The organism is Zemynaea arenosa, from assembly GCF_004614185.1.
GTDB lineage: Bacteria > Pseudomonadota > Gammaproteobacteria > Burkholderiales > Burkholderiaceae_D > Telluria > Telluria arenosa.
Genome location: NZ_SPVF01000274.1, coordinates 17,268 through 43,687, shown reverse-complemented (window position 1 = coordinate 43,687; position 26,420 = coordinate 17,268). Strand labels below are relative to the sequence as shown.

At 67.3% G+C, this 26,420-nt stretch carries 28 protein-coding genes; 17 read left to right on the top strand and 11 right to left on the bottom strand.

Annotated features, from left to right (window positions below; all coding sequences use genetic code 11):
* Position 1 precedes the first annotated feature (1 nt).
* From paaD to E4L96_RS23040, 10 genes are read left to right on the top strand one after another with little or no spacing between them, the layout of a single operon-like run.
* Positions 2 to 493, top strand: coding sequence for a 1,2-phenylacetyl-CoA epoxidase subunit PaaD (paaD, locus tag E4L96_RS23085; protein ID WP_135209567.1), 492 nt, complete (start codon positions 2 to 4; stop codon positions 491 to 493).
* 4 nt (positions 494 to 497) lie between these two features.
* Entirely contained in the window at positions 498 to 1,574 is a 1,077-nt protein-coding gene (gene paaE, locus E4L96_RS23080) for a 1,2-phenylacetyl-CoA epoxidase subunit PaaE (protein ID WP_135209566.1), read from the top strand.
* 30 nt (positions 1,575 to 1,604) lie between these two features.
* Complete coding sequence (paaG, locus tag E4L96_RS23075; RefSeq protein ID WP_135209565.1) at positions 1,605 to 2,396, top strand: 2-(1,2-epoxy-1,2-dihydrophenyl)acetyl-CoA isomerase PaaG; 792 nt, start codon at positions 1,605 to 1,607, stop codon at positions 2,394 to 2,396.
* 3 nt (positions 2,397 to 2,399) lie between these two features.
* Positions 2,400 to 3,950 carry a 3-hydroxyacyl-CoA dehydrogenase PaaH gene (paaH, locus tag E4L96_RS23070; protein ID WP_135209564.1) on the top strand — a complete coding sequence of 517 codons (1,551 nt, stop codon included), beginning with the start codon at positions 2,400 to 2,402 and terminating at the stop codon, positions 3,948 to 3,950.
* Complete coding sequence (gene paaI / locus E4L96_RS23065; protein WP_135209563.1) at positions 3,943 to 4,398, top strand: hydroxyphenylacetyl-CoA thioesterase PaaI; 456 nt, start codon at positions 3,943 to 3,945, stop codon at positions 4,396 to 4,398. The genes paaH and paaI overlap by 8 nt, the downstream gene beginning before the upstream one ends.
* A gap of 19 nt (positions 4,399 to 4,417) precedes the next feature.
* The gene (gene paaK, locus E4L96_RS23060) at positions 4,418 to 5,716 is read left to right on the top strand and encodes a phenylacetate--CoA ligase PaaK (protein ID WP_135209562.1); all 1,299 of its coding nucleotides are present in this window, start codon (positions 4,418 to 4,420) and stop codon (positions 5,714 to 5,716) included.
* Between the two features lie 24 nt (positions 5,717 to 5,740).
* Positions 5,741 to 6,943 (top strand): 3-oxoadipyl-CoA thiolase, encoded by a 1,203-nt coding sequence (gene pcaF / locus E4L96_RS23055; RefSeq protein ID WP_135209585.1) that lies wholly within the window; start codon positions 5,741 to 5,743, stop codon positions 6,941 to 6,943.
* Positions 6,943 to 7,563: a phenylacetic acid degradation protein PaaY gene (gene paaY / locus E4L96_RS23050; RefSeq protein ID WP_135209561.1), complete on the top strand. Its 621-nt coding sequence runs from the start codon at positions 6,943 to 6,945 to the stop codon at positions 7,561 to 7,563. The genes pcaF and paaY overlap by 1 nt, the downstream gene beginning before the upstream one ends.
* Positions 7,560 to 9,617, top strand: a complete 2,058-nt coding sequence (gene paaZ / locus E4L96_RS23045) for a phenylacetic acid degradation bifunctional protein PaaZ (protein WP_135209560.1) — start codon at positions 7,560 to 7,562, stop codon at positions 9,615 to 9,617. The genes paaY and paaZ overlap by 4 nt, the downstream gene beginning before the upstream one ends.
* 5 nt (positions 9,618 to 9,622) lie before the next feature.
* Positions 9,623 to 10,159 carry a GNAT family N-acetyltransferase gene (locus tag E4L96_RS23040; protein ID WP_135209559.1) on the top strand — a complete coding sequence of 179 codons (537 nt, stop codon included), beginning with the start codon at positions 9,623 to 9,625 and terminating at the stop codon, positions 10,157 to 10,159.
* Here the strand turns inward: E4L96_RS23040 and E4L96_RS23035 are convergent.
* The 4 genes from E4L96_RS23035 to argH form a co-directional block, all read right to left on the bottom strand.
* Entirely contained in the window at positions 10,156 to 10,917 is a 762-nt protein-coding gene (locus E4L96_RS23035) for a PAS domain-containing protein (RefSeq protein ID WP_135209558.1), read from the bottom strand. The genes E4L96_RS23040 and E4L96_RS23035 overlap by 4 nt on opposite strands.
* A gap of 88 nt (positions 10,918 to 11,005) precedes the next feature.
* Positions 11,006 to 11,545 (bottom strand): hypothetical protein, encoded by a 540-nt coding sequence (locus E4L96_RS23030; protein ID WP_135209557.1) that lies wholly within the window; start codon positions 11,543 to 11,545, stop codon positions 11,006 to 11,008.
* A gap of 4 nt (positions 11,546 to 11,549) precedes the next feature.
* Entirely contained in the window at positions 11,550 to 12,773 is a 1,224-nt protein-coding gene (locus tag E4L96_RS23025) for a M24 family metallopeptidase (RefSeq protein WP_135209556.1), read from the bottom strand.
* Positions 12,770 to 14,164 carry an argininosuccinate lyase gene (gene argH, locus E4L96_RS23020; RefSeq protein ID WP_135209555.1) on the bottom strand — a complete coding sequence of 465 codons (1,395 nt, stop codon included), beginning with the start codon at positions 14,162 to 14,164 and terminating at the stop codon, positions 12,770 to 12,772. Before argH ends, E4L96_RS23025 begins: the two co-directional genes overlap by 4 nt.
* Before the next feature lie 116 nt (positions 14,165 to 14,280).
* Between argH and E4L96_RS23015 the strand changes: the two genes are divergently transcribed.
* Together E4L96_RS23015 and E4L96_RS23010 are read left to right on the top strand one after the other, a co-directional pair.
* Entirely contained in the window at positions 14,281 to 14,883 is a 603-nt protein-coding gene (locus E4L96_RS23015; protein ID WP_229414731.1) for a hypothetical protein, read from the top strand.
* A gap of 65 nt (positions 14,884 to 14,948) precedes the next feature.
* Complete coding sequence (locus E4L96_RS23010) at positions 14,949 to 15,383, top strand: GNAT family N-acetyltransferase (RefSeq protein WP_135209554.1); 435 nt, start codon at positions 14,949 to 14,951, stop codon at positions 15,381 to 15,383.
* 12 nt (positions 15,384 to 15,395) lie between these two features.
* Here the strand turns inward: E4L96_RS23010 and E4L96_RS23005 are convergent, their stop codons facing one another.
* Positions 15,396 to 16,514, bottom strand: a complete 1,119-nt coding sequence (locus tag E4L96_RS23005; RefSeq protein WP_135209553.1) for a succinylglutamate desuccinylase/aspartoacylase family protein — start codon at positions 16,512 to 16,514, stop codon at positions 15,396 to 15,398.
* A 104-nt stretch (positions 16,515 to 16,618) separates the two neighbouring features.
* Between E4L96_RS23005 and E4L96_RS23000 the strand changes: the two genes are divergently transcribed.
* Positions 16,619 to 18,067: an IgA Peptidase M64 gene (locus E4L96_RS23000; RefSeq protein ID WP_135209552.1), complete on the top strand. Its 1,449-nt coding sequence runs from the start codon at positions 16,619 to 16,621 to the stop codon at positions 18,065 to 18,067.
* Between the two features lie 57 nt (positions 18,068 to 18,124).
* Here E4L96_RS23000 and E4L96_RS22995 read toward each other — a convergent pair whose 3' ends face one another.
* The gene (locus E4L96_RS22995; RefSeq protein WP_135209551.1) at positions 18,125 to 19,009 is read right to left on the bottom strand and encodes a dienelactone hydrolase family protein; all 885 of its coding nucleotides are present in this window, start codon (positions 19,007 to 19,009) and stop codon (positions 18,125 to 18,127) included.
* 179 nt (positions 19,010 to 19,188) lie between these two features.
* On the opposite strand from E4L96_RS22995, the gene E4L96_RS22990 reads away from it, so the two are divergent.
* Positions 19,189 to 19,707, top strand: a complete 519-nt coding sequence (locus E4L96_RS22990) for a hypothetical protein (protein WP_135209550.1) — start codon at positions 19,189 to 19,191, stop codon at positions 19,705 to 19,707.
* A 152-nt stretch (positions 19,708 to 19,859) separates the two neighbouring features.
* On the opposite strand, the gene E4L96_RS22985 is transcribed toward E4L96_RS22990, so the two are convergent.
* Genes E4L96_RS22985 through E4L96_RS22965 form a run of 5 tightly spaced genes read right to left on the bottom strand, consistent with a single transcriptional unit; the run spans position 19,860 to position 23,673 of the window.
* The gene (locus tag E4L96_RS22985; protein ID WP_135209549.1) at positions 19,860 to 20,753 is read right to left on the bottom strand and encodes an FAD:protein FMN transferase; all 894 of its coding nucleotides are present in this window, start codon (positions 20,751 to 20,753) and stop codon (positions 19,860 to 19,862) included.
* A gap of 2 nt (positions 20,754 to 20,755) precedes the next feature.
* A complete protein-coding gene (locus E4L96_RS22980) occupies positions 20,756 to 21,907 on the bottom strand; it encodes a DUF3570 domain-containing protein (RefSeq protein ID WP_229414729.1) in 1,152 nt (383 codons plus the stop codon).
* Positions 21,894 to 22,109 (bottom strand): DUF4266 domain-containing protein, encoded by a 216-nt coding sequence (locus E4L96_RS22975; protein WP_135209548.1) that lies wholly within the window; start codon positions 22,107 to 22,109, stop codon positions 21,894 to 21,896. Before E4L96_RS22975 ends, E4L96_RS22980 begins: the two co-directional genes overlap by 14 nt.
* Entirely contained in the window at positions 22,106 to 22,660 is a 555-nt protein-coding gene (locus E4L96_RS22970) for a TlpA family protein disulfide reductase (protein ID WP_135209547.1), read from the bottom strand. The genes E4L96_RS22975 and E4L96_RS22970 overlap by 4 nt, the downstream gene beginning before the upstream one ends.
* Positions 22,660 to 23,673, bottom strand: coding sequence for a DUF4214 domain-containing protein (locus E4L96_RS22965; protein WP_167758781.1), 1,014 nt, complete (start codon positions 23,671 to 23,673; stop codon positions 22,660 to 22,662). The genes E4L96_RS22970 and E4L96_RS22965 overlap by 1 nt, the downstream gene beginning before the upstream one ends.
* Before the next feature lie 145 nt (positions 23,674 to 23,818).
* Between E4L96_RS22965 and E4L96_RS22960 the strand changes: the two genes are divergently transcribed.
* Genes E4L96_RS22960 through E4L96_RS22950 form a run of 3 tightly spaced genes read left to right on the top strand, consistent with a single transcriptional unit; the run spans position 23,819 to position 26,369 of the window.
* Complete coding sequence (locus tag E4L96_RS22960) at positions 23,819 to 24,412, top strand: RNA polymerase sigma factor (RefSeq protein ID WP_135209545.1); 594 nt, start codon at positions 23,819 to 23,821, stop codon at positions 24,410 to 24,412.
* Entirely contained in the window at positions 24,409 to 25,026 is a 618-nt protein-coding gene (locus tag E4L96_RS22955) for a hypothetical protein (RefSeq protein WP_135209544.1), read from the top strand. Before E4L96_RS22960 ends, E4L96_RS22955 begins: the two co-directional genes overlap by 4 nt.
* Complete coding sequence (locus E4L96_RS22950) at positions 25,023 to 26,369, top strand: S8 family peptidase (RefSeq protein ID WP_229414727.1); 1,347 nt, start codon at positions 25,023 to 25,025, stop codon at positions 26,367 to 26,369. Before E4L96_RS22955 ends, E4L96_RS22950 begins: the two co-directional genes overlap by 4 nt.
* Positions 26,370 to 26,420 lie beyond the last annotated feature (51 nt).

Below are 26,420 nucleotides of genomic sequence, written 5' to 3'. Positions count from 1 at the left end.
AATGGGCACGCAGGCCGTGTGGGACCTGCTGCGGCGCGTCTCGGACCCCGAGATTCCGGTGCTGTCCATCGTGGACCTGGGCATCGTGCGCGGCGTGCAGTTCGATGGTGACGCGTGCGTCATCACCATCACACCGACGTATTCCGGCTGCCCGGCCATGGATGTCATCTCGCGCGAGGTGAAGACCGCGCTGCACGACGAAGGCATCGACAACGTGCGCGTCGACATGCAGCTGTCGCCTGCCTGGACCACCGACTGGATGACCGAGGACGGCAAGCGCGCGCTGGCCTCGTATGGCATCGCGCCTCCGTCGCAGAAGGTGGTGGACATCAGCAGCCTGAAACGCCGCGGCGTGGACGAGCCGGTGGTCGCCTGCCCCCTGTGCCACAGCGCCCGCACGCAACTGGTCAGCCAGTTCGGCTCCACGTCCTGCAAGGCCCTGTACAAGTGCCTCGATTGCCGCGAACCCTTCGACTACTTCAAGAGTCATTAAAGCGATGAGCAAGTTCTATCCCCTGACCGTGGCGCACGTGCGCAACGAAACGCGCGACACGATCTCCTTGACCTTCGATGTCCCGGCTGACTTGCAGGACCAGTTCCGCTACCAGCAGGGCCAGCACCTCACGCTGCGCACCGCGATCGGCGACGAGGACGTGCGTCGCTCCTACTCGATCTGCTCCGCCGTGCAGGACGCCAAGCTGCGCGTGGCCATCAAGCGCACGCCGGGCGGCCTGTTCTCGTGCTGGGCCAACGAAAACCTCAAGCCCGGCCACACTCTGGAAGTGATGCCGCCGATGGGCCACTTCAACGTGCCGCTGGACGCAGCCCAGGCGAAACATTACGCCGCTTTCGCCGCCGGCAGCGGCATCACGCCCATCCTCTCCATCATCAAGACCACGCTGCTGACGGAGCCGAACAGCCGCTTCACGCTCTTCTATGGCAACCGCGCCACTTCCACCGTGATCTTCAAGGAGGAGCTGACGGACTTGAAGGACATCTTCCTGGAGCGCCTGAACATCGTCTACGTGATGAGCCGCGAGCAGCAGGACATCGAGCTGTTCAACGGCCGCATCACGCACGACAAGGTCGCCCAGCTGCTGAAGCTGTGGGTGCCGGCGCAGGACATCGACGTCGCCTTCATCTGCGGGCCGGAAGAGATGATGCACGGCGTCTCGGCCGCCTTGCAGGAAGCGGGCATCCCCAAGCAGAACATCAAGATCGAACTGTTCGCCGCGTCCATCCCCAAGCACCAGCACAAGCCGCGCGTGCTGGACGCGGAAGCGAAGCACGAGACCGAAGTCACCGTCATCATGGACGGCAACGCCACCAGCTTCACCATGGAGAAGGACAAGGAGTCCTTGCTGGACGCCGGCCTGCGCGCAGGCCTGGACATGCGCTACTCCTGCAAAGGTGGCGTATGCTCCACCTGCCGCTGCAAGGTGGTCGAGGGCACGGTGGACATGGACGTGAACTACGCGCTGGAAGACTACGAGGTCGCGCGCGGCTTCGTCCTGTCCTGCCAGAGCTTCCCGATCACGGACAAGGTGGTCGTGGACTTCGACCAGGCCGAATAAAAAGCGATAGAAGAAAAACGAGGAGACAACATGGGCTACGAAAACATCCTGTTCGAGGTCGCCAACGGCATCGCCACGCTGACCCTGAACCGCCCCGATAAACTCAACAGCTTCACTTCCGCCATGCACGCCGAAGTGCGCGATGCGCTGGCGCGCGTGGAGCACGACAAATCGGTGCGCGTGCTGCTGCTGACGGGCGCGGGCCGTGGCTTCTGCGCCGGGCAGGACCTGTCGGACCGCGCGGTCGCTCCCGGCGGGGCTCCGGCGGACCTGGGCGAATCGGTCGAGAAGAACTACGCCCCGCTGGTGATGAAACTGCGCTCGCTGCCGATCCCGGTGATCTGCGCCGTCAACGGCGTGGCGGCAGGCGCTGGCGCCAATCTTGCGCTGGCCTGCGACATCGTGCTGGCCGCGAAGTCCGCCACCTTCATCGAAGCCTTCTGCAAACTGGGCCTGATCCCCGATACCGGCGGCACTTTCCACCTCCCGCGCATGCTGGGCCTCGCGCGTGCCACGGGCCTGGCCATGCTGGGCGAAAAACTGGACGCCGAACGCGCCGAACAATGGGGCCTGATTTGGCGCGCCATCCCGGACGCCGGCTTGATGCAGGAAGCGCGCGCCATGGCCGAGCACTTCGCCGTCGCGCCGACCAAGGGCCTCGCGTTCACCAAGAAAGCCTTCCAGGCCAGCTACCACAACACGCTGGAGCAGCAACTGCAGCTGGAAGCCGACATGATGCGTGAGCTGGGCTACAGCCACGACTACCGCGAAGGCGTGCAGGCCTTCATCGAGAAGCGCCCGGCGCATTTCAAGGGAGAGTAAGGCATGGCGGCACTGGAGAAAGGCAGCACGATCGGCGTCGTTGGCAGTGGCGCCATGGGTTCGGGCATCGCGCAGGTGGCCGCCCTTGCGGGCTATCAGGTCAAGCTGTACGACACCCGCGCGGAAGCGATCGACAAGGCCATCAGCGATATCGGCAAGACCTTGGGCAAGCTGGCCGACAAAGGCAAGATGACGCAGGACGATGCCCAGGCCGCGCGTGCGCGCCTGCATCCGGTGACGTCTCTCGAATCCCTGGCCGATGCAAGGCTGGTCGTGGAAGCCATCGTCGAGAACGTGGACGTCAAGCGCAAGCTGTTCTCCGACCTGGAAGGTATCGTGAGCGAAGACTGCATCCTCGCCACCAACACCTCGTCGATCTCCGTGACCTCCATCGCCGCGCCGCTGCGCCGCCCCGACCGCGTGGTGGGCATGCACTTCTTTAACCCGGTGCCGCTCATGGCGCTGGTGGAAGTGATCAGCGGCCTGGCCACCAGTGCCGATGTGGCGCAGACCATCCACGACACGGCGCAGGCGCTGGGCAAGAACCCGGTGTACGCCAAGTCCACGCCCGGCTTCATCGTCAACCGCGTGGCGCGCCCCTACTATGCCGAAGCCCTGCGCGCCCTGAACGAACGCGCCGCCGACGTGGCCACCATCGACGCGCTGATGCGCGAGGCTGGCGGCTTCCGCATGGGCCCCTTCGAGCTGATGGACCTGATCGGCCATGACGTCAACTACGCCGTGACCCAATCCGTGCATCAGGCTTACTACGGCGACCCGCGCTTCACGCCGTCGATCCTGCAACTGGAACTGGTCAACGCCGGCTTCCTGGGCCGCAAGGCGGGCCGCGGCTTCTACAACTATGCCGAGGGCGCAGCTGCGCCGCAACCGTCCACGGAACCGAGACGCGCCGCACCGGAAGCGGTCAGCGTCAGCATCGACACCGCCGCTATCCCGGTCACGGAGCCCATCGAGCGCCGCCTCAATGCCTATGGCTACAAGGTTGCGCACCGCAAGCCGCTGCCGAATGCGGGCGAGGCGGAAGCTCCTGCGTTCCACACCAACGGCGCTGCCATCTTCCTGACCGATGGCCGCACCGCCACCGCGCGCGCCGCCGCCAACAAACATGACAACACCGTGCTGTACGACCTGGTGCTGGATGCGGACAAGGCCACGCGCATCGCGCTGGCCAAGGCCGACCAGTGCAGCGACGCGGCGTTCGACGCCGCGGTCGGCCTGTTTCAGCAGGCCGGCTTCACCGTCACCCGCGTGGACGATGTCCCGGGCATGATCGTCATGCGTACCGTCGCCATGCTGGCCAACGAGGCGGCGGACGCCGTCAGCCAGGGCGTGTGCGATGCGCGCGCCGTGGACATCGCGATGCAGAAGGGCGTCAACTACCCGCAAGGCCCGCTCGCATGGGCGGACCAGGTGGGCATCCACCAGATCGTCAAGGTCCTCGACCACATGGCCCAGGCGTATGGCGAGGACCGCTACCGCGTCTCGCCGCTCCTGCGCCGCAAGAATGCCAGCGGGAAGACCTTCCATGGGTGACCACGCGACGGTGGCGGCACGAGCGCAGGCGCTGGCCGAGCGCGCGGGCCGTGCCATGTATGAGCGCGACCCGGCCAGCCAAACGCTCGGCATGGCGCTCGACGAAATCCGTCCCGGCTACGCACGCATGTCCATGACCGTACGGCCGGACATGCTCAATGGGCACGCCACCTGCCATGGCGGGTTCATATTTTCGCTGGCCGACAGCGCCTTCGCCTTCGCGTGCAACTCGCACAACCAGGTCACCGTTGGCGCGGGCTGCAGCATCGACTACCTCGCGCCTGGCCGCGAGGGAGACCGGCTCACCGCGGAAGCGGTCGAGGTGTCCCTGTCCGGCAAGACAGGCATCTACGACATCAAGGTGAGCAACCAGGAAGGCCGCACCATTGCGCTCTTCCGCGGAAAATCGCATCGGGTCACCGGCCACGTCGTGCCGCCCGACGCCTGACTCACAATCGGAGGACTGCATGGTCCAACGCATCCCTCAACCCGGAGACCTGGAGCCCATCGAGCGCGCCAGCCGGGACGAGCTTGAATCGCTGCAGCTGGAGCGCCTGCGCTGGTCGCTGCGCCACGCCTACGAGAACGTGCCGCACTACCGCCGCGCGTTCGACGAAAAGGGCGTCCATCCGGACGACCTCCGCACGCTGGGCGACCTGGCCAAATTCCCGTTCTCGGACAAGAAAACCCTGCGCGACAACTATCCCTTTGGCCTGTTCGCGGTGCCGAAGGAGCAGGTGGCGCGCGTGCACGCCTCGTCCGGCACCACCGGCAAGCCGACGGTGGTGGGCTACACGCAGACCGACATCGACACCTGGGCCAATTGCGTCGCGCGGTCGATCCGCGCGGCGGGCGGCCGTGCCGGCGACATGGTGCACGTCTCCTACGGCTACGGCTTGTTCACTGGTGGCCTGGGCGCACACTATGGCGCCGAGAGGCTGGGCTGCACGGTGGTGCCGATGTCCGGCGGGCAGACCGAAAAGCAGGTGCAGCTGATCCAGGACTTCCAGCCCTCGATCATCATGGTCACGCCGTCGTACATGCTCAACATCATCGAGGAGTTCCAGCGCATCGGCGTCGACCCGGCCACGTCCTCGCTCAAGGTCGGCATTTTCGGTGCCGAGCCGTGGACCGATGCGATGCGCGCCGAGATCGAGCAGCGCGCGGACATCGACGCGGTGGATATCTACGGCCTGTCCGAGGTGATGGGGCCGGGTGTCGCCAGCGAATGCATCGAATCGAAAGATGGCCCGGTGATCTGGGAAGATCATTTCTACCCCGAGATCATCGACCCCGAGACGGGCGAGGTGCTGCCGGATGGCGAAGAGGGTGAGCTGGTCTTCACCACGTTGACGAAAGAAGCGCTGCCCGTTATTCGCTACCGCACGCGCGACCTCACCCGCTTGCTGCCGCCCACCTCGCGCGCCATGCGCCGCATGGGCAAGATCACCGGCCGCTCGGACGACATGCTGATCATCCGCGGCGTGAACGTGTTCCCCAGCCAGATCGAAGAGCTGGTGCTCAAGATGCCGCGCCTGGCGCCGCACTACCAGCTGGTGGCGTCCCGCGACGGCCACCTGGACACGCTGGCCGTACGGGCCGAAGCCCGCCCCGAGGTGCCTGCGCACGAGCACGACGCGCTGGCCCGCGAGCTGGAACACCACATCAAAACCTTTGTCGGCGTGAGCACCCGCGTCACGCTGGGCCCCATTGAACGCACGCTGACCGGCAAAGCCCGGCGCGTGATCGACAACCGCAAAAAATAGACCTCTGAGGAGACTCCCGTGAGTATCGACGCCTTCATCTGCGACGCCGTGCGCACCCCCTTCGGCCGCTTCGGCGGTGCGCTGGCGAGCGTGCGTGCCGACGACCTGGCCGCCATCCCCATCGCCGCCCTCATCGCGCGCAACAAGGACGTGGACTGGGCCGCGCTGGACGATGTGTTCTACGGTTGCGCCAACCAGGCCGGCGAGGATAACCGCAACGTGGCGCGCATGGCCGCGCTGCTGGCCGGCCTGCCGGTCGAGGTGCCGGGCATGACCATCAACCGCCTGTGCGCTTCGAGCCTGGACGCCGTCGGCACGGCGGCGCGTGCCATCAAGTCCGGCGAGACCCAGCTGATGATCGCCGGCGGCGTGGAAAGCATGACCCGCGCGCCCTTCGTGATGGGCAAGGCGGACAGCGCGTGGTCGCGTAGCGCCAAGATCGAGGACACCACCATCGGCTGGCGCTTCGTCAATCCGCTGATGAAGGCGAAGTACGGCATCGACTCCATGCCCGAGACGGCGGAGAACGTGGCCGAACAATTCGGCATCGCGCGCGCCGACCAGGACGCATTCGCGCTGCGCAGCCAGCAGCGCTGGGCCGCCGCCAACGCGGAAGGCTTCTTCAAGCAGGAAATCGTCCCGGTGACGATCCCGCAGAAGAAGGGCGATCCCAAGGTGGTGGACACCGACGAACACCCGCGCCCCGAGACCACCATCGAGCAGCTGGCGAAGCTGAAGGGCGTGGTCAAGCCGGAAGGCTCGGTCACCGCCGGTAACGCGTCCGGCGTCAACGACGGTGCCTGCGCCATCCTGCTGGCATCCTCCGCTGCCGCGTCGAAGCATGGCCTGACCCCGCGCGCCCGCGTGGTCGGCATGGCCACCGCCGGCCTGGCCCCGCGCATCATGGGCTTCGGCCCATCGCCGGCGACGAAGAAGGTGCTGGCCCTGACCGGCCTGTCCATCGGCCAGATGGACGTGATCGAATTGAACGAAGCCTTTGCCGCGCAAGGCCTGGCGGTGACCCGCGACCTCGGCCTGCCGGACGACGCGCCGCACGTGAACCCCAACGGCGGCGCCATCGCCATCGGCCACCCGCTCGGCGCCTCCGGCGCGCGCTGCGTGATGACGGCCGTAAACCAGCTGCACCGCACCGGCGGCCGCTACGCGCTGGTCACCATGTGCATCGGCGTCGGCCAGGGCATCGCGCTGGTGCTGGAGCGCGTGTGATGGTCAAGGTCTACGAAATCAACGGCGTGCGCCCGGTCGTCCACCCCACCGCCTATGTGCACCCGACCGCAGTGCTGATCGGCGACGTGATCGTCGGCCCGCGCTGCTACGTCGGCCCGCTCGCCTCCCTGCGCGGAGACTTCGGCCGCATCGTGCTGGAAGAAGGCTCCAATGTGCAGGACACCTGCGTGATGCACGGCTTCGAAGACGAGGAGACGGTGGTTGAGGTGGACGGCCACATCGGCCACGGCGCCGTGCTGCACGGCTGCCGCATCGGCCGCAACGCCATGGTCGGCATGAACGCGGTCGTGATGGACCGCGCCGTGGTAGGCGCCGAGAGCATCGTCGCCGCCGCCGCCTTCGTGAAGGCCGGGATGGAGATCCCGCCGCGCAGCATGGTCATGGGCACGCCCGCCAGGATCGTGCGTGAGCTGAAGGACGAAGAGATCAAGTGGAAGAGCTACGGCACGAAGCAGTACCAGGACCTGGCACAGCGCTCCGCCAACACCATGATCGAATGCGAAGCATTGACCGAAGAGGAACCGGGGCGCAAGCGCATCGACCTGAGCGCCTTTGCAGCCCAGCACTCACCCAAAAATAAAACTGGAGAGACCAAATGAACGCAGCAACCCTGCAAAGCTATATCGGTGGCCGCTGGATCGGCAAGGAAGCGAACGCGCCCCTGCACGGAGCCCTCAATGGCAGCGTGATCTACCATACCCACGCCGAGACCATCGATTTCGACGAGGCCATCACCTACGGCCGCAAGACCGGCGTGCCTGCGCTGATGAAGCTCGACTTCCAGACCCGCGCCCAGCGCTTGAAAGCCCTGGCTTTCTACCTCATGGAGCGCAAGGAAGAGCTGTACAAGATTTCGCACCTGACCGGCGCGACCCGCCCGGACAGCTGGGTGGACGTGGAAGGCGGCATCGGCACCCTGTTCGCCTACGCCAGCATGGGTGGCCGCGAGCTGCCCTCGTCGAACGTGCTGCACGAAGGCCCGGCCATGGCGCTCGGCAAGCGCGGTGGCTTTGCGGGCACCCACATCCTGGTGCCGCGCGGCGGGCTGGCGGTGCATATCAACGCCTTCAACTTCCCGATCTGGGGCCTGCTCGAAAAGTTCGCCCCCAGCTTCCTGGCCGCGATGCCCTGCATCGGCAAGCCCGCCACCGCCACCAGCTACCTCACCGAGGCGCTGGTGCGCATGATCCACGATTCGGGCCTGCTGCCGGAAGGTGCGCTGCAGCTGGTGATCGGCAGCACCGGCGACCTGCTGGACCGCCTGCAGGGCCACGATGTGGTCACCTTTACCGGTTCCGCCGACACGGCCGCCAAGCTGCGCTCCAACAAGAACCTGATCGCCAACTCGGTCCCGTTCACGGCGGAGGCGGACTCGCTGAACTGCGCCATCCTCGCGCCGGACGTGACCCCGGACGACCCCGAGTTCGACCTGTTCGTGAAGGAAGTCGCGCGCGAGATGACCACCAAGGCGGGCCAGAAGTGTACCGCAGTGCGCCGCATCATCGTCCCGCGCAACCAGGTGGACGCTGTCAGCGAGCGCCTGCGCGCGCGCCTGTCGAAGGTCGTCGTCGGTGACCCGTCGGTGGAAGGAGTGCGCATGGGCGCCCTGGCCTCCTACGACCAGGTGCGTGACGTGACCGAGCGCGTGGCCATGCTGGCCAAGGACAATGAGATTGTCTACGGCGCCAACGACGGCTTCAAGCCGGTGGGCGAGGGTGCGCACAACGGCGCCTTCTTCTCGCCGACGCTGATCCTGTGCCGCGAGCCGCTGAAGAACAACGCCGTGCACGACGTGGAAGCGTTCGGCCCCGTGAGCACGCTGATGGCCTACGACGGCATCGACGAGGCACTGGACCTGGCCGCGCGTGGCAAGGGTTCGCTGGTGTCCACCCTGGTGACCCGCGAACCTGCGATTGCCGCCTACGCGGTGCCGATTGCCGCTGCCTCGCATGGCCGCGTGCACATCCTCGACGCCGAGGCTTCGGTCGACTCGACCGGCCATGGTTCGCCGCTGCCGCAGCTGAAGCACGGTGGCCCGGGCCGCGCCGGTGGCGGCGAGGAGCTGGGCGGCATCCGCGCCGTCAAGCACTTCCTGCAGCGCGCGGCCGTGCAAGGCTCGCCGACCATGCTGTCCGCGGTCACGGGCGAATATGTGCGCGGCGGCGCGGTGCAGGAGTCGGACGTGCACCCCTTCCGCAAGTACTTCGAAGACCTCAAGATCGGCGACTCCCTGCTCACGCACCGCCGCACGGTCAGCGAGGCGGACATCGTCAACTTCGGCGGCGTCTCGGGCGACTACTTCTACATGCACTTCGACGAGATCGCGGCCAAGGACACGCAGTTCGGCAAGCGCATCGCGCACGGCTATTTCGTGCTGTCGGCGGCGGCGGGTTTGTTCGTGTCTCCTGCTCCCGGCCCGGTGCTGGCCAACTACGGCCTGGACAACCTGCGCTTCGTGGCGCCGGTGGCGATCGGCGACACCATCCGCGCGCGCCTCACGGCCAAGCGCAAGGTAGACCGCAACCGCAAGGACGACCGCGGCGTAGGCCAGGGCGTGGTGGCGTGGGACGTGCAGGTCACCAATCAGAATGACGAACTTGTGGCAAGCTACGACATCCTGACCCTGGTCCAGAAGCGCACCACCGACGCTTAAGCCCGATGCTGATCCGCCCCGCCACGCTGGAAGAAGTGCCGGCGCTGAATGCTCTCATTGAGCGTTCGGCGCTGGCGCTGAGCGCGGGCTTCTATACGCCGGAGCAGACGGCGGCGGTGACGCGCGAGGTATTCGGCGTGGACACGCAGCTGGTCCGAGACGGCACCTACTATGCGGTGGAGCTGGACGGAGTGCTGGCCGCCTGCGGTGGCTGGAGCATGCGCGACGCAGCCTATGGCGGCGACGGCGCGAAGGCCGGCAACGACCGCCTGCTCGACCCCACCCATGACGCGGCGCGCATCCGCGCCTTCTTCGTCGACCCGGTTTTCGCGCGGCGCGGTATTGGCCGGGCGCTGCTGCGGCATTGCGTGCAGGCGGCGGTGCGTGCGGGTTACCAGCAGCTGGAGCTCACCGCCACGCTGCCGGGCGTGCCCCTGTACGAAGCCGCCGGCTTCGTGCGCGGCGCGCAGATTGATCTTTCATTGAGCGGCGTGACCGTCCCGGTCATCCGCATGCATCGCAGCGCAGCAGGCCTGGATTAGCCAGCCGGCCCGGTCGACCCCGCGGGCTTCTCATGGAAGTGCATGACCGCGCCCTTGATCTCACCGGTCTCCGCGTACAGCGGTTCCGATACATCCTCGATCCACACGGTGCTGCTGTCCGCGCGGCGCAGCATGTAGCCCAGCGCCTCACGTACCGGCGCCCGGCGGTCCAGCGCGATCACGATGGGGTGCTCCACAGCGCTCAGGTTCACGGGATCGAGCAGCGGCATCGCGCGGGCGATCTCCGTGTCGACCGGAATCGTGTCCTCCCACTGCAACAGCAGGCGCGCGGCGGCGTTGGCAAATCCGATACGGCCATGGTGATCGGTGATGATGATGGCATCGGCCGACCGCGCCAGGACGCTGGACACGTTGAGCGCGCCCTCGCAGCGCGTATGGTCCTCCGCCATCGCCTCGATCATCCGCGGCAGCAGCACGGCCGGGAGGTCGCTGGGCGCGAGCGCGGAGGCGAGCAGGCCCCAGTGGCCGTGCAACGGTCCGCGCAGGCTGCGGTCATCCTCCGTGTACACGAACAGCGGCCCGCAGCCCGGCTGCAGCAGCTGGTGCTCGCGCAGCTCTTCGGCGGGGCAGGTGGAGCTGGCCACCAGCACCGCGTGCGGCACGTTCCAGCGCAGGAAGGCTGCCAGCGCGCGTATGGAGGTGACGTGATCGAGGGAGACCTGCTGGGGCAACGCGGCTAGTCCGCGCGCCAGCAGGATTTTGCAGGCGGGACTGCTGGACAGTGCGATGCGGTACACGGCCGGCCCTTTCGGCTGAGATGTCAATACTTATGCCTAAAGCATAACCGTTTGCGCAGCCGCGGGCGCATCTTTGAGCGGAAAACCGTTACAAACGGCCGCGCTGCGCCGATGTGTTGCGCGGCGGGGACACCCGCGTGCCCGTGGCGACGCCCAGTATGAAGAAAACGAGGAAGGCGGTTGCTAAGCCGAGGGTCGGCAGAAGGAACAAGAAGAGTCCGGCCAGGTCCGGCGCCTCGCGCGGAAACACGTCGTGGATGCGTCCCGAACTGCGGTACATCCAGGCCGTGACCATGTCGCCGGGGTGGTGGCGGTCCAGGTACTGGGTCATTTCGTGATCCGGGCCGCCGCCGGACATGACCTCCTGCGCCGGCGCGCCGGGTGGCTCGGCCGGGCGAAGGGTCAGCAGCAGGTAGGGCGTCCTGGACAGACCCTGGCCCAGCTTCCGCGTGAGCTCCGCCTTTTCGAGTACCGCGCGCACCGGGACCTGGTCATCGTACTTCGCTTGCCGCCAGTCAGTGACGAACCAAGACCACGCCGCGCTATGCAGGAACGCGGCCAATAAGGCCCAGCCGAACGCGGGCCTGGTCCAGGGTTCCACCAGCGGTTCGGCCGTGCGGTCAGTCATTGGCTCAGCGGAATGGCTGGTCGATCGACGGCGACGGTTCCGTGAACCAGCGCGGCCCCTGTTCGGTCATGTAGAAGTGGTCCTCATGCCGGATGCCGAATTCGCCGGGAATGCAGATCATCGGCTCGTTCGAGAAGCACATCCCCACGTCCAGCGGCGTGTCGTCGCTGCCGACCAGGTAGGGCCATTCGTGGATGTCCATGCCGATGCCATGGCCCGTGCGGTGCGGCAGGCCGGGGAGCTTGTAGCCGGGGCCGAAGCCCGCCGCTTCCAGCGACCGGCGCGCGGCCGCATCGACCTCGCGGCACGGGACGCCCAGCTGCGCGGCGTCGAACGCGGCCTGCTGCGCCGCCTTCTCCGCGTTCCATACGGCGCGCTGGCGCTCCGTCGGCTCGCCGAACACGTAGGTGCGCGTGATGTCCGAGATGTAGTCGTGGACCTTGCAGCCGGTGTCGATCAGCACTACGTCACCATTTTGCAGCGACTGTTCGTAGTTGACCCCATGCGGGTAGGCCGTGGCCTCGCCGAACAGCACGATCACGAAGTAGGAACCTGGCGCGCCGACCTTGCGGTGCGCGCGGGCGATGAAGTCTTTCACCTGCTGGGTGGTGATCCCTTCGTGCAGGATGCTGGCGGTGGCCTTGTGCACGGCCAGCGTCATGTCCTTCGCGCGCTGCATGAGGGCGATTTCAGCGGCCGACTTGCGCGTGCGGCAGTGCGCCGTCACCGGCTTGGCGTTTTCCAGTACGTGGCCACCCGCCAGCTGGCGCAGGCCGTCGGCGATGAAGAAAGGCGTGCTTTCATCAAGCCCGATGCGCGCGCCGGGCGCAATGCCCATGCGCTCCACCAGGCGCCAGAACAGCGCGTACGGGCTCTCATGCTCGTCCCACACGTGCACCGGGCATTCGATGGTCATGAAACCTTCCAGCGTCGCCTCCTCGAATGCGGGTGCGATGTATTCCAGCGCGCCGGAAGCGGGCAGGATCGCGCCGACCATGCGCTCGCTCGGGTGCCAGTGCGTGCCGGTGAAGTAGGTGAGGTTGGTGCCCGCGTTGAGGTAGACCGCCGCCACGCCGTGCGCCCGCATGTAAGCCTGGGCCTTGGCGATGCGCGCCAGGTGCTCGTCCTTGCCGATGGGCTGGAGGCCTTCGGTCATATTCGAGAGGCCGGCCAGCGCCTCGTCGAAAGTCTTTCCGCCGACGCCGCCCGTGCCGCCGATGCCACTCATGCGAGTTGCGCCCGCACGCGTGCGATGGCCTTGCGCACCTGGTCCGGCGACGTGCCGCCCACGTGGTCGCGTGCCCCAACCGAGCCTTCCAGCGTCAGCACCGCGAACACGTCCTCGCCGATCAGCGGCGAGAACTCGCGCAGGCGCTCCAGCGGCATTTCGGCCAGGTCGCAGCCCGCGTCGTCGCAGGCGCGCACCGCGTGCGCCACCGCTTCGTGCGCGTCGCGGAACGGCAGGCCTTTCTTGACCAGGTAGTCGGCCAGGTCGGTCGCCGTGGCATACCCCTGCAGCGCCGCCGCGCGCATCGCCTGCGGCTTGACGGTGATCCCGCCCGCCATGTCGGCGAAGATGCGCAGCGTGTCCACCACCGTGTCCACGGTGTCGAACAGCGGCTCCTTGTCTTCCTGGTTGTCCTTGTTGTAGGCCAGCGGCTGGCCCTTCATCAGCGTGAGCAGGCCGGTGAGGTGGCCGTACACGCGGCCCGTCTTGCCGCGCGCGAGTTCCGGCACGTCCGGGTTTTTCTTCTGCGGCATGATGGACGAGCCGGTGCAGAAACGGTCCGCGATGTCGATGAAGCCCACGCGGGGGCTCATCCAGATGATCAGCTCTTCCGACATGCGCGAGATGTGCGTCATGATCAAGGAGGCCGCGGCGCAGAATTCGATCGCGAAGTCGCGGTCGGACACTGCATCGAGCGAGTTGTGGCACACGTCCTCGAAGCCGAGCGTGCGGGCCACGCGCTCGCGGTCGATGGGGAAGGTGGTCCCGGCCAGCGCGGCGGCGCCCAGCGGCAGGCGGTTCACGCGGCGGCGCGCATCGGCCATGCGTTCGGCATCGCGCCCGAACATCTCGACGTAGGCCAGCATGTGGTGGCCGAAGGTGATCGGCTGCGCCACCTGCATGTGAGTAAAGCCGGGCAGGATCACGTCTGCATGGCGCTCGGCCAGGTCCACCAGCGCGCGGCGGAACTCCTTGAGCAGGCCGAGGATGTCATCGATGGCGCTGCGGACGTACAGGCGGATATCGGTCGCCACCTGGTCGTTGCGCGAGCGGCCCGTGTGCAGGCGCTTGCCGGCGTCCCCGACCAGCTCCGTCAGGCGCTTCTCAATATTCAGGTGCACATCCTCCAGGTCCAGTAGCCACTCGAACTGGCCGGCCTCGATCTCGCCGCGGATCTGCGCCATGCCGCGCTCGATCTCGGCGCGGTCCTGGGCGGAGATGATGCCCTGCGCGGCCAGCATCTCCGCATGCGCCAGCGATCCCTGGATGTCAAACAGCGCCAGGCGCTTGTCGAAGAAGACGGAGGCCGTGTAGCGTTTGACGAGGTCGGAGACGGGTTCGGAGAAGCGCGCGGACCAGGCTTCGCCCTTCTTTGCAAATTGGTCGGTCATGATGAGGTGTCCGGAGGATCGGGGATATGTATCCGATAGATTATAAAGGCTGGTGACATCCGGCGAAAAATAGGGGACCATTCGGTCCGTCGTCATTCATAACAAAAGGAGACTGCATGACCACTTCGTTCCGCCTCGCGGCCGGTGCCGCACTTGTATTGATCGCCGCCTGCGCCCAGGCCCAGACCCCCGCTCCGGCGCCGGTCCCGCCGGTGACCCACGGCCCGGCCATGACCGCGCCGGCACCGGCCGCCGCCCCGCAGGCCAATCCGGCCGACGTGGCCAGCATCGACAGCATCATGGCCGCGCTGTACGACGTGATTTCCGGCCCGGTCGGCAAGCAGCGCGACTGGAACCGCTTTCACTCGCTGTTTGCGCCCGGCGCCCGCATGATGGCGATCGGGATGAAGCCCGATGGAACCGTCGTGCACCGCCCGATGACGCCCGCCGAATACGTGGAAAAGAACGAAAAAGGCCTGATGGACATCGGTTTCTTCGAATCCGAAAAGGCGCGCACGGTCGAGCAGTTCGGCGAACTGGCCCACGTCTTCACCACCTATGAGGCACGCAAGGGCTCGATGACGGCAGAACCGTTCATGCGCGGTATTAACAGCGTCCAGCTGATCAGCGACGGCAAGCGCTGGTACATCGCCAACATCATCTGGCGCGCCGAGGACGCGAAACTCAAGCTCCCCGCACGCTATCTGCAGTCGCGCTGACAGGGCGCGGAAATCTGTAGAAAATCTGTAGAATAGGGCGCCTGTCCCTTTCGATCCTTACGCCCATGCTCCAGTCGCCGCAGTTCGAGATCAGCACCAACAAGACGGACCTCGACGTCCCGATGATCTACCAGTTCCTCAGCGAGCAGTCGACCTGGGCGGTCGGCATCCCGCGCCGGGTGGTGGAACGTGCGATCGAAAATTCGATGTGCTTCGGCGGCTTTGTGGATGGGCGCCAGGTGGCGTTCGCGCGCGTGGTCACCGACTACGCCACGTTCGCCAACCTGGTGGATGTGTTCGTGCTGCCCGCCTACCGCGGTAACGGCTTTGCCAAGCAGATGATGCGGACCATCATGGCCCATCCCTCGCTGCAGGGCCTGCGCCGCTTCACGCTCCACACCTCCAATGCGCACGCGCTGTACCGTGAGTTCGGCTTTACGGAAGCGGCCAAGCCGGAGGCGTATATGGAGAAGTACTTCCCCAATATATATCTGTCCTGAGCGTCCTGCGAACTAGGCGCTGAGCAGCAGGCCGACGCGGAATGCCTTTTCGCCGGCCACCTTCCCCACGTTCATGCCGCGCAGGACGTGGCGCCAGGCGCTGCGCGCGAAGAACACGCCCGCGTGATGGCAGCGCAGCGTGGTCACGGTGCCGTTGACCGGGTCGATCAGGTCGGCCAGCGCATCGCCTTCCTCCACCTTGTCCCCCAGCTTCTTGTGGTAGACCAGCACGCCCGAATGCGGCGCGCGGATCGGCTCCACGCCTTCCAGCGGGGTGGCCTGGCACAGCGGCTCGGGTAGCGGTTCCAGGTCGATGTCCAGCAGGCCCTCGTGGCCGAGGTATTGCAGGAGATTGTGGGCGTCCTGGCGCGCCAGCTCGTAGCTCACATCGCGCTCGCCGCGCAGTTCCACGGTGGTGGCCACGCAGGCGGGCGGGATCGGGTAGTCAGGGCCGAAGTGGGCCTGCAGATCCCACCACAGGCGGCTGCAGGCTTCGTCGAACGGTTCGCCGCCCGCGGCCAGGGCCAGCAGCACGGCGTGTGCGCCCATCACGGCGGCCAGCGGCTTGACGGCTTCCAGCAGCGGAGTGCCCGCGTAGATGTGGACCACGGCCTCGGTATCGCAGTGCAGGTCCAGTACGATGTCGGCATCGATGGCCATGCCCAGCAGGTGCTTCTTGAGCACCTCGGTGTCGGTCTCGGGCCGCCAGGAATCCACCGAACGGCGCGCCTGCATGCGGATGGTCTCCACATTGGTCCGCGCATCGTTGGTCAGCTTCCCGTCCAGCCAGACCTTGAGGTCATCGGCCACGTGCTTGTAGGCGCGGTTGAAATTGGTGCCGGTGGAGAGATCGAAGCGCCCGAACGGCGCCCCGTGGATCGATTGCGCCAGCCCGATCGGATTGGCCGCCGGGACCAGCACGATCGTGCCCTTGATCCGTCCCTCGCTCTCCAGTTTTTCCAGCTCCTGGCGCAGCACGTGCGCCACCAGCAGTCCGGGCACCTCGTCCGCATGCACGGCGGCCTGGATGTAGGCCTTCTTGCCGAAGCCCGAGCCGTCAAAGGTGAAGCTCGTGAGCTTGTAGTTCACGCTGCTGTGGTCTGTCGAAATGGGATGGATGGTGGTCTTCATGTGTTTACGCTGGGCGTGGATGGGGCCTCGGCCATTATCCGCCGATTCCTGCAAAGTCCGCGCCCGCATTACAATGCCCGCGTCCCGTCACGAAAGGATTTCGAATGGCTGCGTCTCTCCTCCGTACCTGCGCGCTGGCCGCGCTGGCCGCCCTGGCTGTCCCCGCGCTGGCCGCTCCGGCACAAGCGCCGCAACCGGCGCAACCGGCCACCGTCCGCGTCGATTACCTCCATACCGGCAATGCGCTGTCCGAGAGCTATGCGCTGGAGCGCGTGAGCATCGAGCCGCTGCCCTGGCCGGGCGACCTGTCGCAGGCCATCGACCGCACGGACCGCGGCAACAACATGGTGGAAGTGGTGGATCCGAACACGGGCGCGGTGCTGTATTCGCGCGGCTTCTCGACCATCTTTGCGGAGTGGCGCAGCACGGAGGAGGCCAACCGCATCTCGCGCGGTTTCGAGGAGTCGGTGCGCTTCCCGAAATTCGACAAGCCGGTGCGCGTGCGCATCCTCAAGCGCGATGAGCGCAACCAGTTCTCGGTGGTGTGGACCGCGGACGTCGACGCCGATGCGCCGGACACGGTGAAGAAGCAGGGCCCCGCGCCCGCCAGGCCGATCCCGATCCGCGTGAGCGGCCCGTCGCCTCAGAAGGTGGACCTGCTGGTGCTGGGTGATGGCTACACCGCGGCGGACATGAAGAAGTTCGAGGCCGACGTGCGCCGCCTGGCGGACAAACTGTTCCAGACCTCGCCGTTCAAGGAGCGCGCCAATGACTTCAATGTGTGGGCGCTGGCCGTGCCGACGCAGGAGAGCGGCATCTCGCGTCCGTCCACGGGCCAGCACCACGCCTCCGCGCTGGGCACCCGCTACGACATCTTCGGCTCCGAGCGTTACGTGCTCACGCTGGACAACCGCGCCCTGCGCGACATCGCCATGTACGCACCGTATGAGTTCATCGAGATCCTGGTGAACAACGAGACCTACGGCGGGGGCGGCATCTTCGGGCAGTTCTCCACGGCCGCCGCGGCCAACCCGTGGTCCAACTACCTGTTCATCCACGAGTTCGGGCACCACTTCGCGGGCCTGGCGGACGAGTACTACACCTCTCCCGTGGCCTACCAGTCCACCGGCGCGCGCCCGGAACCGTGGGAGCCCAACGCCACCGCGCTCAAGGACCCGGCCCACCTCAAGTGGAACAAATATGTGAAGGCCGGGACGCCGCTGCCCACGCCGTGGCCGAAAGAGGAGTACGAGACGCACTCGCGCGAGTACCAGAAGGTGCGCGCGGAGCTGCGCAAGCAGAACCGCCCCGAAACCGAGATGGACAAGCTGTTCCGCGATGACCTGGCGTGGACCAACGCGTTGTTCGCCAAGAGCCAGTACGTGCGCTCCGTGGGCGCATTCGAAGGCGCGAACTACGAAGCCAAGGGCTACTACCGCCCCGAGATGCAGTGCATCATGTTTGACCGCAGCGAGACCTTCTGCCACGTGTGCGCGGATGCGATCGCGGAGATCATCGACCTGTATTCGCGGCCCGTGCCCGCCGCGAAATAAGCGAAGCCGGGGCGCCCCGCGTCGGCCGCGGGGCGCGAGTTGCAGACAGCGAAGCGCTCAGCCCAGCTTAGACTTGAAGAAGTCGACGGTGCGGGTCCAGGCCAGCCTGGCCGCCGCCTCGTCATAGCGCGGGGTGGTGTCGTTGTTGAAGCCGTGCTCCGCGCCCGCATAGACAAAGTGCTGGTACGGGACGTGGCTGGCCTTGAGCGCGGCCTCGTAGGCGGGCCAACCGGCCAGGATGCGCTCGTCCTTGCCCGCATCGTGAATCAGCAGCGGCGCGCGGATCTTCGGCACCTCCGCCGCGGGCGGCTGGGCGCCATAGAACGGCACGGCGGCGCCCAGTTCCGGCAGCACGGTGGCCAGGTAGTTGGCCATCCCGCCGCCATAGCAGAACCCCACCGCCCCCAGCTTGCCGTTCGCCTGCGGCAGCGCTTCCAGCCACTTGGCCGCGGCCACGAAGTCGGCGCGGGTCTTGCCCTGGTCAAGCTTCTGGAACAGGGTGCGGGCCTGGTCCTCGTCGCCGGGATAGCCCCCGAGCGGGAACAGCGCATCGGGCGCAAAGGCCACAAAGCCCTCCAGCGCAAGCCGGCGGGTGATGTCTTCAATATGCGGATTCAGCCCGCGGTTCTCATGCACCACCAGGATGGCCGGGCGCTTGCCCGCCGCCGCCGCGGGCTGCGCCAGGTAGCCGCGCACCTTGCCGTAGCCCTGGGGCGACGGGAATTCCTCGTAGCGGGTCTGCAGACGCGCGTCGCCGGGGGCGGCCAGCGGCGCGGCGAAGGACGGTGACAGCTGCGCCAGCAGTCCTGCGGCGGTCACACCGCCGACCGTGTATTTGCTGGCCTGGGCGAGGAAGTCGCGCCGGGAAAGGCGGCCATGGACGTAACCATCGAACAGTTTCAGGACTTCCGGATCGAAATCGGATGCGGTCAGGCGGGACATGCTGGCGTCTCCTCGAGGCTGAATGTGGCGTAAGCATACCTTGCATTTACGCTATGTGTGCCACCGCACAGACCAGCCTCGGCGGCCGCTCCTATTCTTGGCGTCGTTCTTTGACGGAAAGTTACGGACGAGAACGCCTACGTCCCCCACCATTCAACGATAGAAGACAGGAAAAAACCATGAACAAACTGCTCGCCACCCTGATCGCCGGCCTGTTCGCGACCGCCGCATCGGCCCAGACTGCGACCGCCCCGGCCACCACCACCCAGCCGGCCACGACCACCACCATGCCGGCCGCGACCACCACCACCGGTGACGCGAAGGCCGACAAGAAAATGGCAAAGGCCGACGAGAAGGAGTCGAAGGACGTCGCCAAGGCCAACGAGAAGGCCGCCAAAGCTGCCAACAAGGCTGAAGAAAAGAAGACCAAGGCCATGAACAAGCAGGCCAAGGAACACGCGGAAGCCAACGAGAAGGTCGCCAAGGCTGACCCGGAAGACAAAATGAAGGCCGAAGCCAAGGCGGAGAAGAAAGTCGCCAAGGCCGACGAGAAGGCCGCGAAGACCGTAGCGAAAGCGGACGAGAAAGCCGCTAAAGCCGCCGTTGAAGCCAGCGCCGACAAGGCTGTCGCTCACGCCAAGGCCACCGAGAAGAAGGCCGAAGCCGCAGCGGAAGCCAAGAAGGACGCCGCGCACTAAACCGCCGGTCTTCCGCGCCGCCGCGGCGGCTTGCGGCAAAGCGCTTGGCGCCACGCGGCGCGCCGCAATCGCTTCGTGCCGCAGCGGCGTGCAGCAACCGCTCCGCAGCAGCGCAAAGTACCTGCTCCGCGCTGCTCCGGTGCGCCGCTGCGTCAGGCATCCCGCCGGTGGACCGCCCCCGTGTGGTCCACCGCAAAGAACGGATGCCCGCTCTCCCTCAAGAAAGCCAGCCCGTCCTCGCCCTTGAGCATCGCCAGCGTGGCCAGGCTGCCTGCCGCCACGGCCAGCGGTGCCACCACGCTCACCGACCGCCACCACGTGCACGACCTTCCGGTCCGTGGATTGAGAATGTGGCAGTGGCGTACTCCATCCACTTCCATGTACCGCTCGTAGTCCCCGCTCGAGGCCAGCGCGCCGCCGCGCAGGGCAATCGCGGCGATGGTGTCCGTCGCGCTGCGCGGATCCTGGATGCCGACCTCCCACGGACTGCCGTCCGGCTGCGGTCCCACCGTCCGCAGATCGCCTCCGAGATTCACATACCCATGCGCCACGCCCTGCGCGGACAACGCTGCCGCCGCGCGGTCCGCCGCGTACTCCTTGCCAAAGCCGCCGAAGTCCAGCTCCATGCCAGGCGTGCGCAGGTACACGCTGCTGTCCGTGCGCTCGACCTGGTGCCAGCCGACCAACGGTAGTACTTCGTCCAGTTCAGCGTCGGTCGGCACGTGCGCGGTGCGGAAATTCCAGGCGCGCCGCAGTACGCCGGAGGTGATGTCGAAGGCGCCGCCGCTGGTGCGGTACAGCGCATCGGCATACGCCAGCAGGGATGCGGTCTCCTCATCGACCGGCGTGGCGCGCCGGCCCGCGTCGGCGTGGATGCGGGCCAGCAGGGAATCGGTGCGGTAGCGCGAGTACTTCGTTTCGATGCGCCGCACCTCGTCGATGGCCGGCTGCGCGCGCGCCTGCGCCTCGGCCTCGTCGCGCGCGGCGAGCATGATCTCGCAGTCGCAGGCCATGGCGCCAAAGCGCACGGTGAACAGCTGGTCCATGGTCACCAGCGCGTCGTGATGCCCACCACGATACTGCGCGCGTCAAACCTCTGCAGGCCTGGGCTGCCGCCGCCGAACAGGCGCCATGCGCTTTGCTGGCGGTAGCGCTCCAGGCTCACGTCCACGGTGGTGTTCTTGCCGATTTCCTTCTCGACCTTGAGCCCGAGCGTGACGGCGCCGAACGCGGACAGCCGCTGGTCCGCCGAAATCTCGCGCCCATCCGTGAAGCTGTACCCGGGCGGGAAGGGGGGGCCGAAGCGCGTGTCGTACCCAGGGTCGAAGTAGAATCGCGCGGCGGACTGCGTGTAGAGGCGCACCAGCGGCGTCACCTTCCAGCCATCGCCGAGCGGCCGTACCAGCTGTTCTTCCAGCGTGTGCGCGCGGATGCCCCAGCTGTCCGTGTAGAAGCGGTAGCTCGCGCGGCTGGTCATGCCGCTGGAGGAGAAGTAGTGGTTCCAGCGCAGCAGCACGGTGGACTTGTCCTGGCTGCGCGGCCGGTTGTCCACGTATTTGTAGGGCATGGTGAAGTAGCCCTCGCCGCGCGTGTGCGTGACCACGACCTGCCCGAGATCCCGTGGCGTGAGCACTTGCGTGAGGCCCGCCATCAGGTCCACCGTGTGTTTGCGCTCGTCCCGCACCAGCAGGTTGACCGGGTTGATGGTGTCGTTGGCGACGCCCACGCCGAAAGTCCAGGTACGGTTGTTGTCATCGCTGGCGAAGGCGGCGCGTACCGAGGCGAATTTCGACAGGTAGTCGTTCTCGTTCGACCGCCCCACGTCCAGCGACACGCTAGCGCGCGGGAAGTAGCGTGTCACCTCCACATCGCCCGCGTTGCGCTTCTCGTTGAAGTGCGATGCGCCCGAGACGGCGGTGTGGTAGCGCGGCGAGGCGCCCGAAATCGTGTCGCTGACCATGGACCCGCGTACCGACCACGCGCCCGCAAACGGCACCACCAGCTCCACCGCAGGGGAGTGCACGCCAATGCGGTCCAGGCCCGGTTGCCAGTCCTGGTAGTCCAGGTACTTCACGCTCAGCGACGCCTGTTCCGGCGGCTGCACCTGCGCCAGCGCGAGGCCGGGCAGGGCGAGGGCGGCCATCAGCACCGCGTCTGGCCGGGCGATGGCGTCCTTCAGGGCGTCCTTAATTGCATCCACAGCCGCCTCCTCCCACACCGGCGCCGCCAGATGCGCCTTCCTTGCTGGTGTAGGTGTGCTCGGCGTAGGCGGCGCCGAGACGGTCCGGTTCCAGCGTCATGCTCTTGCGCGCGAGGTCGCCTTTTTCCCAGGGCTGCACGGGCGTGAGCGGGGCGCAGCCAATCAGCAGCGCGGCGATGATGATGAAGGTGGCGCGCGTCATGGAGTGCCACCTTTGGCGGTGGCGGCGCTAGCGGCCATGGCCCGCGCGATCTTCTGCTCCAGTTCCTGCGCGGCGCCTTCGTTGAAGCCCGCGTGCTGGAACACCACGTTCCCGCTCGGATCCACCAGCACGCTGCTCGGCATGCCCTTGATGGCATAGCTGCGCGGCGTGGCACCGGCGGGGTCGAAGGCGACGGTGAAGCTGGCGGGCGTCGCGACCAGGAATCGTTCGGCGTCAGCGCGTGCGGTGTCCACGTTAACGGCGACGATCTGCAGGCCGGAGCGCCCATAGCGTTGCTGCAGTCCGTTCATCCAGGGGAAGGAACGCTTGCAGGGGCCGCACCACGAGGCCCAGAAGTCGACGTACACGAACTGGCCGCGCAAGCGCGCCAGATCGACCGTGCCGTCGCGGCCCGCGAGGCTGAATGCAGGCGCGGGCTGGCCCGGCGTGGCGGCCCGAACGGTGCCGCCAGCGAGTGCTGCGGTGATGCCCGCAGCGCACACCACCGCGGACCCCGCGGCCCGCGCGGCGTACGATCGCAAACGGTCCATCATGGCGCTCCCGCCGCGAACCAGTCCGCGATGACCTTGCGCTCGGCGGCCGTCATGCCGGTCATGTTCCCGTAGGGCATAAAGCCGGAGCCGACCACACTCGCGATTTGGGCGGAGCGGGCGTGCACCTGGGCAGAGGTATCGAACATGATGCCCAGCGGCGCAGGCGAAAAGCCTGGGATGGTCGGGTTGGCGGAATGGCAGCCGACGCAGCGCGCGGCGATGATCTGCGCGACCGGCGCGTAGGGATCAGGCGGCGGAGGTGGCGGTGGCGGAGGCGGTGGCGGTTGCGTAGACGCGACCAGCTGGTTGAGCGTGGCCTCGATGGTGGCGTTGAAGGCAGCGAGGTCGGTGTTGGCCGTCACGGTGGCGAGCATGGCGCGGACGGTGGCCAGCGGCCCCGGGCCCTGGTAGGCGTTCACGCGGTCCTGCGTGTTGATGGCCGCGGTGAAGTTCACCGCCACGGCGGCCTTCTGGTCGATCATCGCCATGTCCGGCGGCTGGGCGCCCGCCATGATGTTGAGTGCCGCGTTCGCGCGGGTCATCGCGCCGATATTCAGCTTTTCGCGCCAGAACGCCAGGCCTTCGGGGTCCGGGGCGCGGTTGAACAGGTTGCGGTAGACGGCCGTCAGGAAAGCGTCGTTGTCGCCCGTGTACAGCCCGCGCGATTCGTCGCTGTTGGAGAACGACTCGACCAGCGCCTGTACCGTCGGGTTGGTGTAGTAGGCGTCCGCCAGGCCCCGTACATCGCTGGGGGACGCCGCGCCCGCGTATTTGTGCACGTAGAAATCCAGGCCGCCAGGATCGGCCGGGCGGCCGAAATAGGCGAGGTACAGCTGCTGCACCACGCTGGTGTACAGGCCGGGGTCCACCGCCTGGGCGCTGGACCCGGCCATGGTGGCCAGCTGCACCGGTGGCGTAGCCTGCTGGGACATGCCCGTCCTGTCGCTGCCGCCGCATCCGGCCAGCAGGACGGACAGCAGCATAACGGCTTGCTTGATTGAGGGTCTCATGGCTATCCTGTCAAGGTTGCGGATTGGTTGGGAGCCGTGAATGCCGAGGCGGCGCGCGGCGGTTCTGGCGCCCATCGAAAAAAATCTGCAAGGCGGCGTGAACCTTTTGCGGCGGGTGGGGTATTCACCGCCACACGGAGCCACCATGCTGGGCAAACTTTTCACAGGACACACTGCACGCACCGCGGACCTCGCCGCCCGCGAACTGGCGCTGCTGGCACAGGTCGAACGTGGCGACCGGGAGGCGTTCGCCCAGCTGTACCGGGCCTACTTTCCACGCCTGGCCCGCTTCCTGGACCGGATGACGCGCAACCCGGCCACGATCGAAGAGATCATCAATGACACCATGCTGGTGGTGTGGCAGCGGCCGGAGGGCTTTGACCACAGCTGCCGCCTGTCGACCTGGATTTTCGGAATCGCCTACCGCAAGGCGCTCAAGGCGCTGAGCCGCACGGACGACCCGGTCGACAGCGATGCCGATACCCTGGCCGCGGACGCGGCGCTGCAGCCGGAAGTGGTGTTTTCGATGCACCAGCTGCAGGACCGCGTGGCGCGGGCGCTCGATGCCTTACCCGCGGCGCAGCGCACGGTGGTCAATCTGGCCTGCTACCACGAGATGGGGTATGAGGAAATCGCATCCATCATGGGCTGCCCGGTGAATACGGTGAAGACCAGGATGTTCAACGCGCGGGCCCGCCTGCGCACGCTGCTGGGCAGCGAACTGGAGATACGAGGATGAAAGCCGAAATCGTCGACCTGGACGCGTCGGTGCACCAGCGGGTGCAGAAGCTGCTGGGGTTTGCGGGGACGCTGTCCGGCGCGGAGCTCGCGCTGGTGGAGCGCCACAGCGCGGAGTGTGCGCAGTGCGAGGCGGACTTGGCGTGGATGCACAAGCTGGGTGCAGTCCAGCCGGCGGCCGGTGCTGCGCCAGATATGGAGACGGCGCTGGCCCGGCTGGAGTCGCAGTTGGGACCGCGCGCTGAGCGGGCAGCAGGCGCGGGCCGGTGGATGGCGCCGAAGTGGATGACATGGGCGCTGGCGGCGCAGATGCTCGTCATTGCTGGCTTGGGCGTGGTGCTGGTCGGACAGCAGCCTGCGCAGGACTACCGGGTGCTGGGCGCGGCCCAGCGGGCGGCGCCGCAGGCCAATCTGCTGGTGATGTTCCAGCCGGGCGTGAGTGAACCGCAGTTGCGGATGATCCTGCGCGGGCAGGAGGCGCAGGTGGTGGGCGGGCCGACCGAGGCCGGGGCCTGGCTGCTGCGCGTGGCACCAGGGCGCACGCAGGCGGCGGGGGAGGCGCTGCGGCACAACGCGGCGGTGCGGATGGCGGAGTCGCTGGAGAAGGCGCCATGAGATGCGCTGCATGGTTCGGCAGGATGTGCGTGGCGGCGCTGCTGCTGGTGGCCGGGCCGGTGTTGCACTCTGCTCGGGCCGATGACGGGCGCATGGCGGCTGCGGCAGCCGATGAGGCATCGCAGGGCCCGCGTGCCGCGCCGGAAGTGCAGGCGCCGGCGGCGCGGCGGGAGGTCATGGCGATGCTGCATTTGCCCCCTGCCCACTATCGGGCGGATGGTTACGGTGGCTCCTACCTGAACGACACGGGCCGCATCGCGCGCCGCAAGCTGGCGCGCGACCTGGCGCGGCGGCATGGGCTGGAGCTGGTGTCGGACTGGCCGATGCCGGTGCTGGGTATCGACTGCTATGTGTTTGCACTCCCGCCGGGGGCGGACGCGGAGCGGGTGGCGGCAGCCCTGGCGCGGGATAGCCGGGTGGAATGGGCGCAGCCGGTGGCGGACTATCGCACCCTCGGCGGCGACCCTTTGTATGCCGCCCAGCCCACGGCCATGCACTGGCACCTGGCCGATTTGCACCGCGTGGCCACGGGACGCAAGGTGACCGTCGCGGTGATCGACAGCGGCGCGGATGAGGCGCATCCCGATCTCGCCGGACAGCTGGCGGGGCGCGAGAATTTTGTCGAGGGCCAGGCTTACGTGGCGGAGAGTCACGGCACGGCGGTGGCGGGCATCATTGCCGCGCTGGCGGATAACGGCATCGGCATCCGGGGCGTGGCGCCCGGCGCGCGGGTGCTGGCGCTGCGCGCGTGCAGTGAGCGTGCAGGTGGCGGCGGTGGTGGTGGTATCGCGCACTGTGACAGTTTCAGTCTGGCGAAGGCGCTGAACTTTGCGATCCTGCGACAGCCGCAGATCATCAATCTGAGTTTGACGGGGCCGCCGGACCGTCTGCTCCAGCGTTTGCTCGATGCCGCGCTGGGACGCGGCATTCGCGTTGTTGGGGCCTACGATGGCCAGGCCGCCGACGGCGGCTTTCCCGCCTCCTGGCCCGGCGTGATCGCGGTGACCGATGGAAGCGCACCGATGGTTGCGGCGACGCCCGCGGCAATGCGCGCATTGTCCGCACCCGCGGGGCGGGGCCGGGCGCTATCGGCACCAGGACGGGACCTTCCGGCGCCGCTGCCGGGTGGGCGCTATGGCGTGGTCAGTGGCGCGTCGTATGCGGCGGCCAATGTGAGCGGCTTACTGGCGCTGGTGTCCGAGCTCAAGCCGGGGGCCGCGCTGGCGGTGCGCGCCGGTGACACGCTCGACCCCTGCGGCACGCTTGCCCCGCTGGCCAGCGCCTGCGTGTGCACCTGCCCGCTCGCCGTGGCGAGCACGGTGGCGGAGGCACCGCGGCGGTGAAGCGTGCCACCACCGGCGGTCTGGTACTGGGGCTGCGCGATCGCGCAGCGC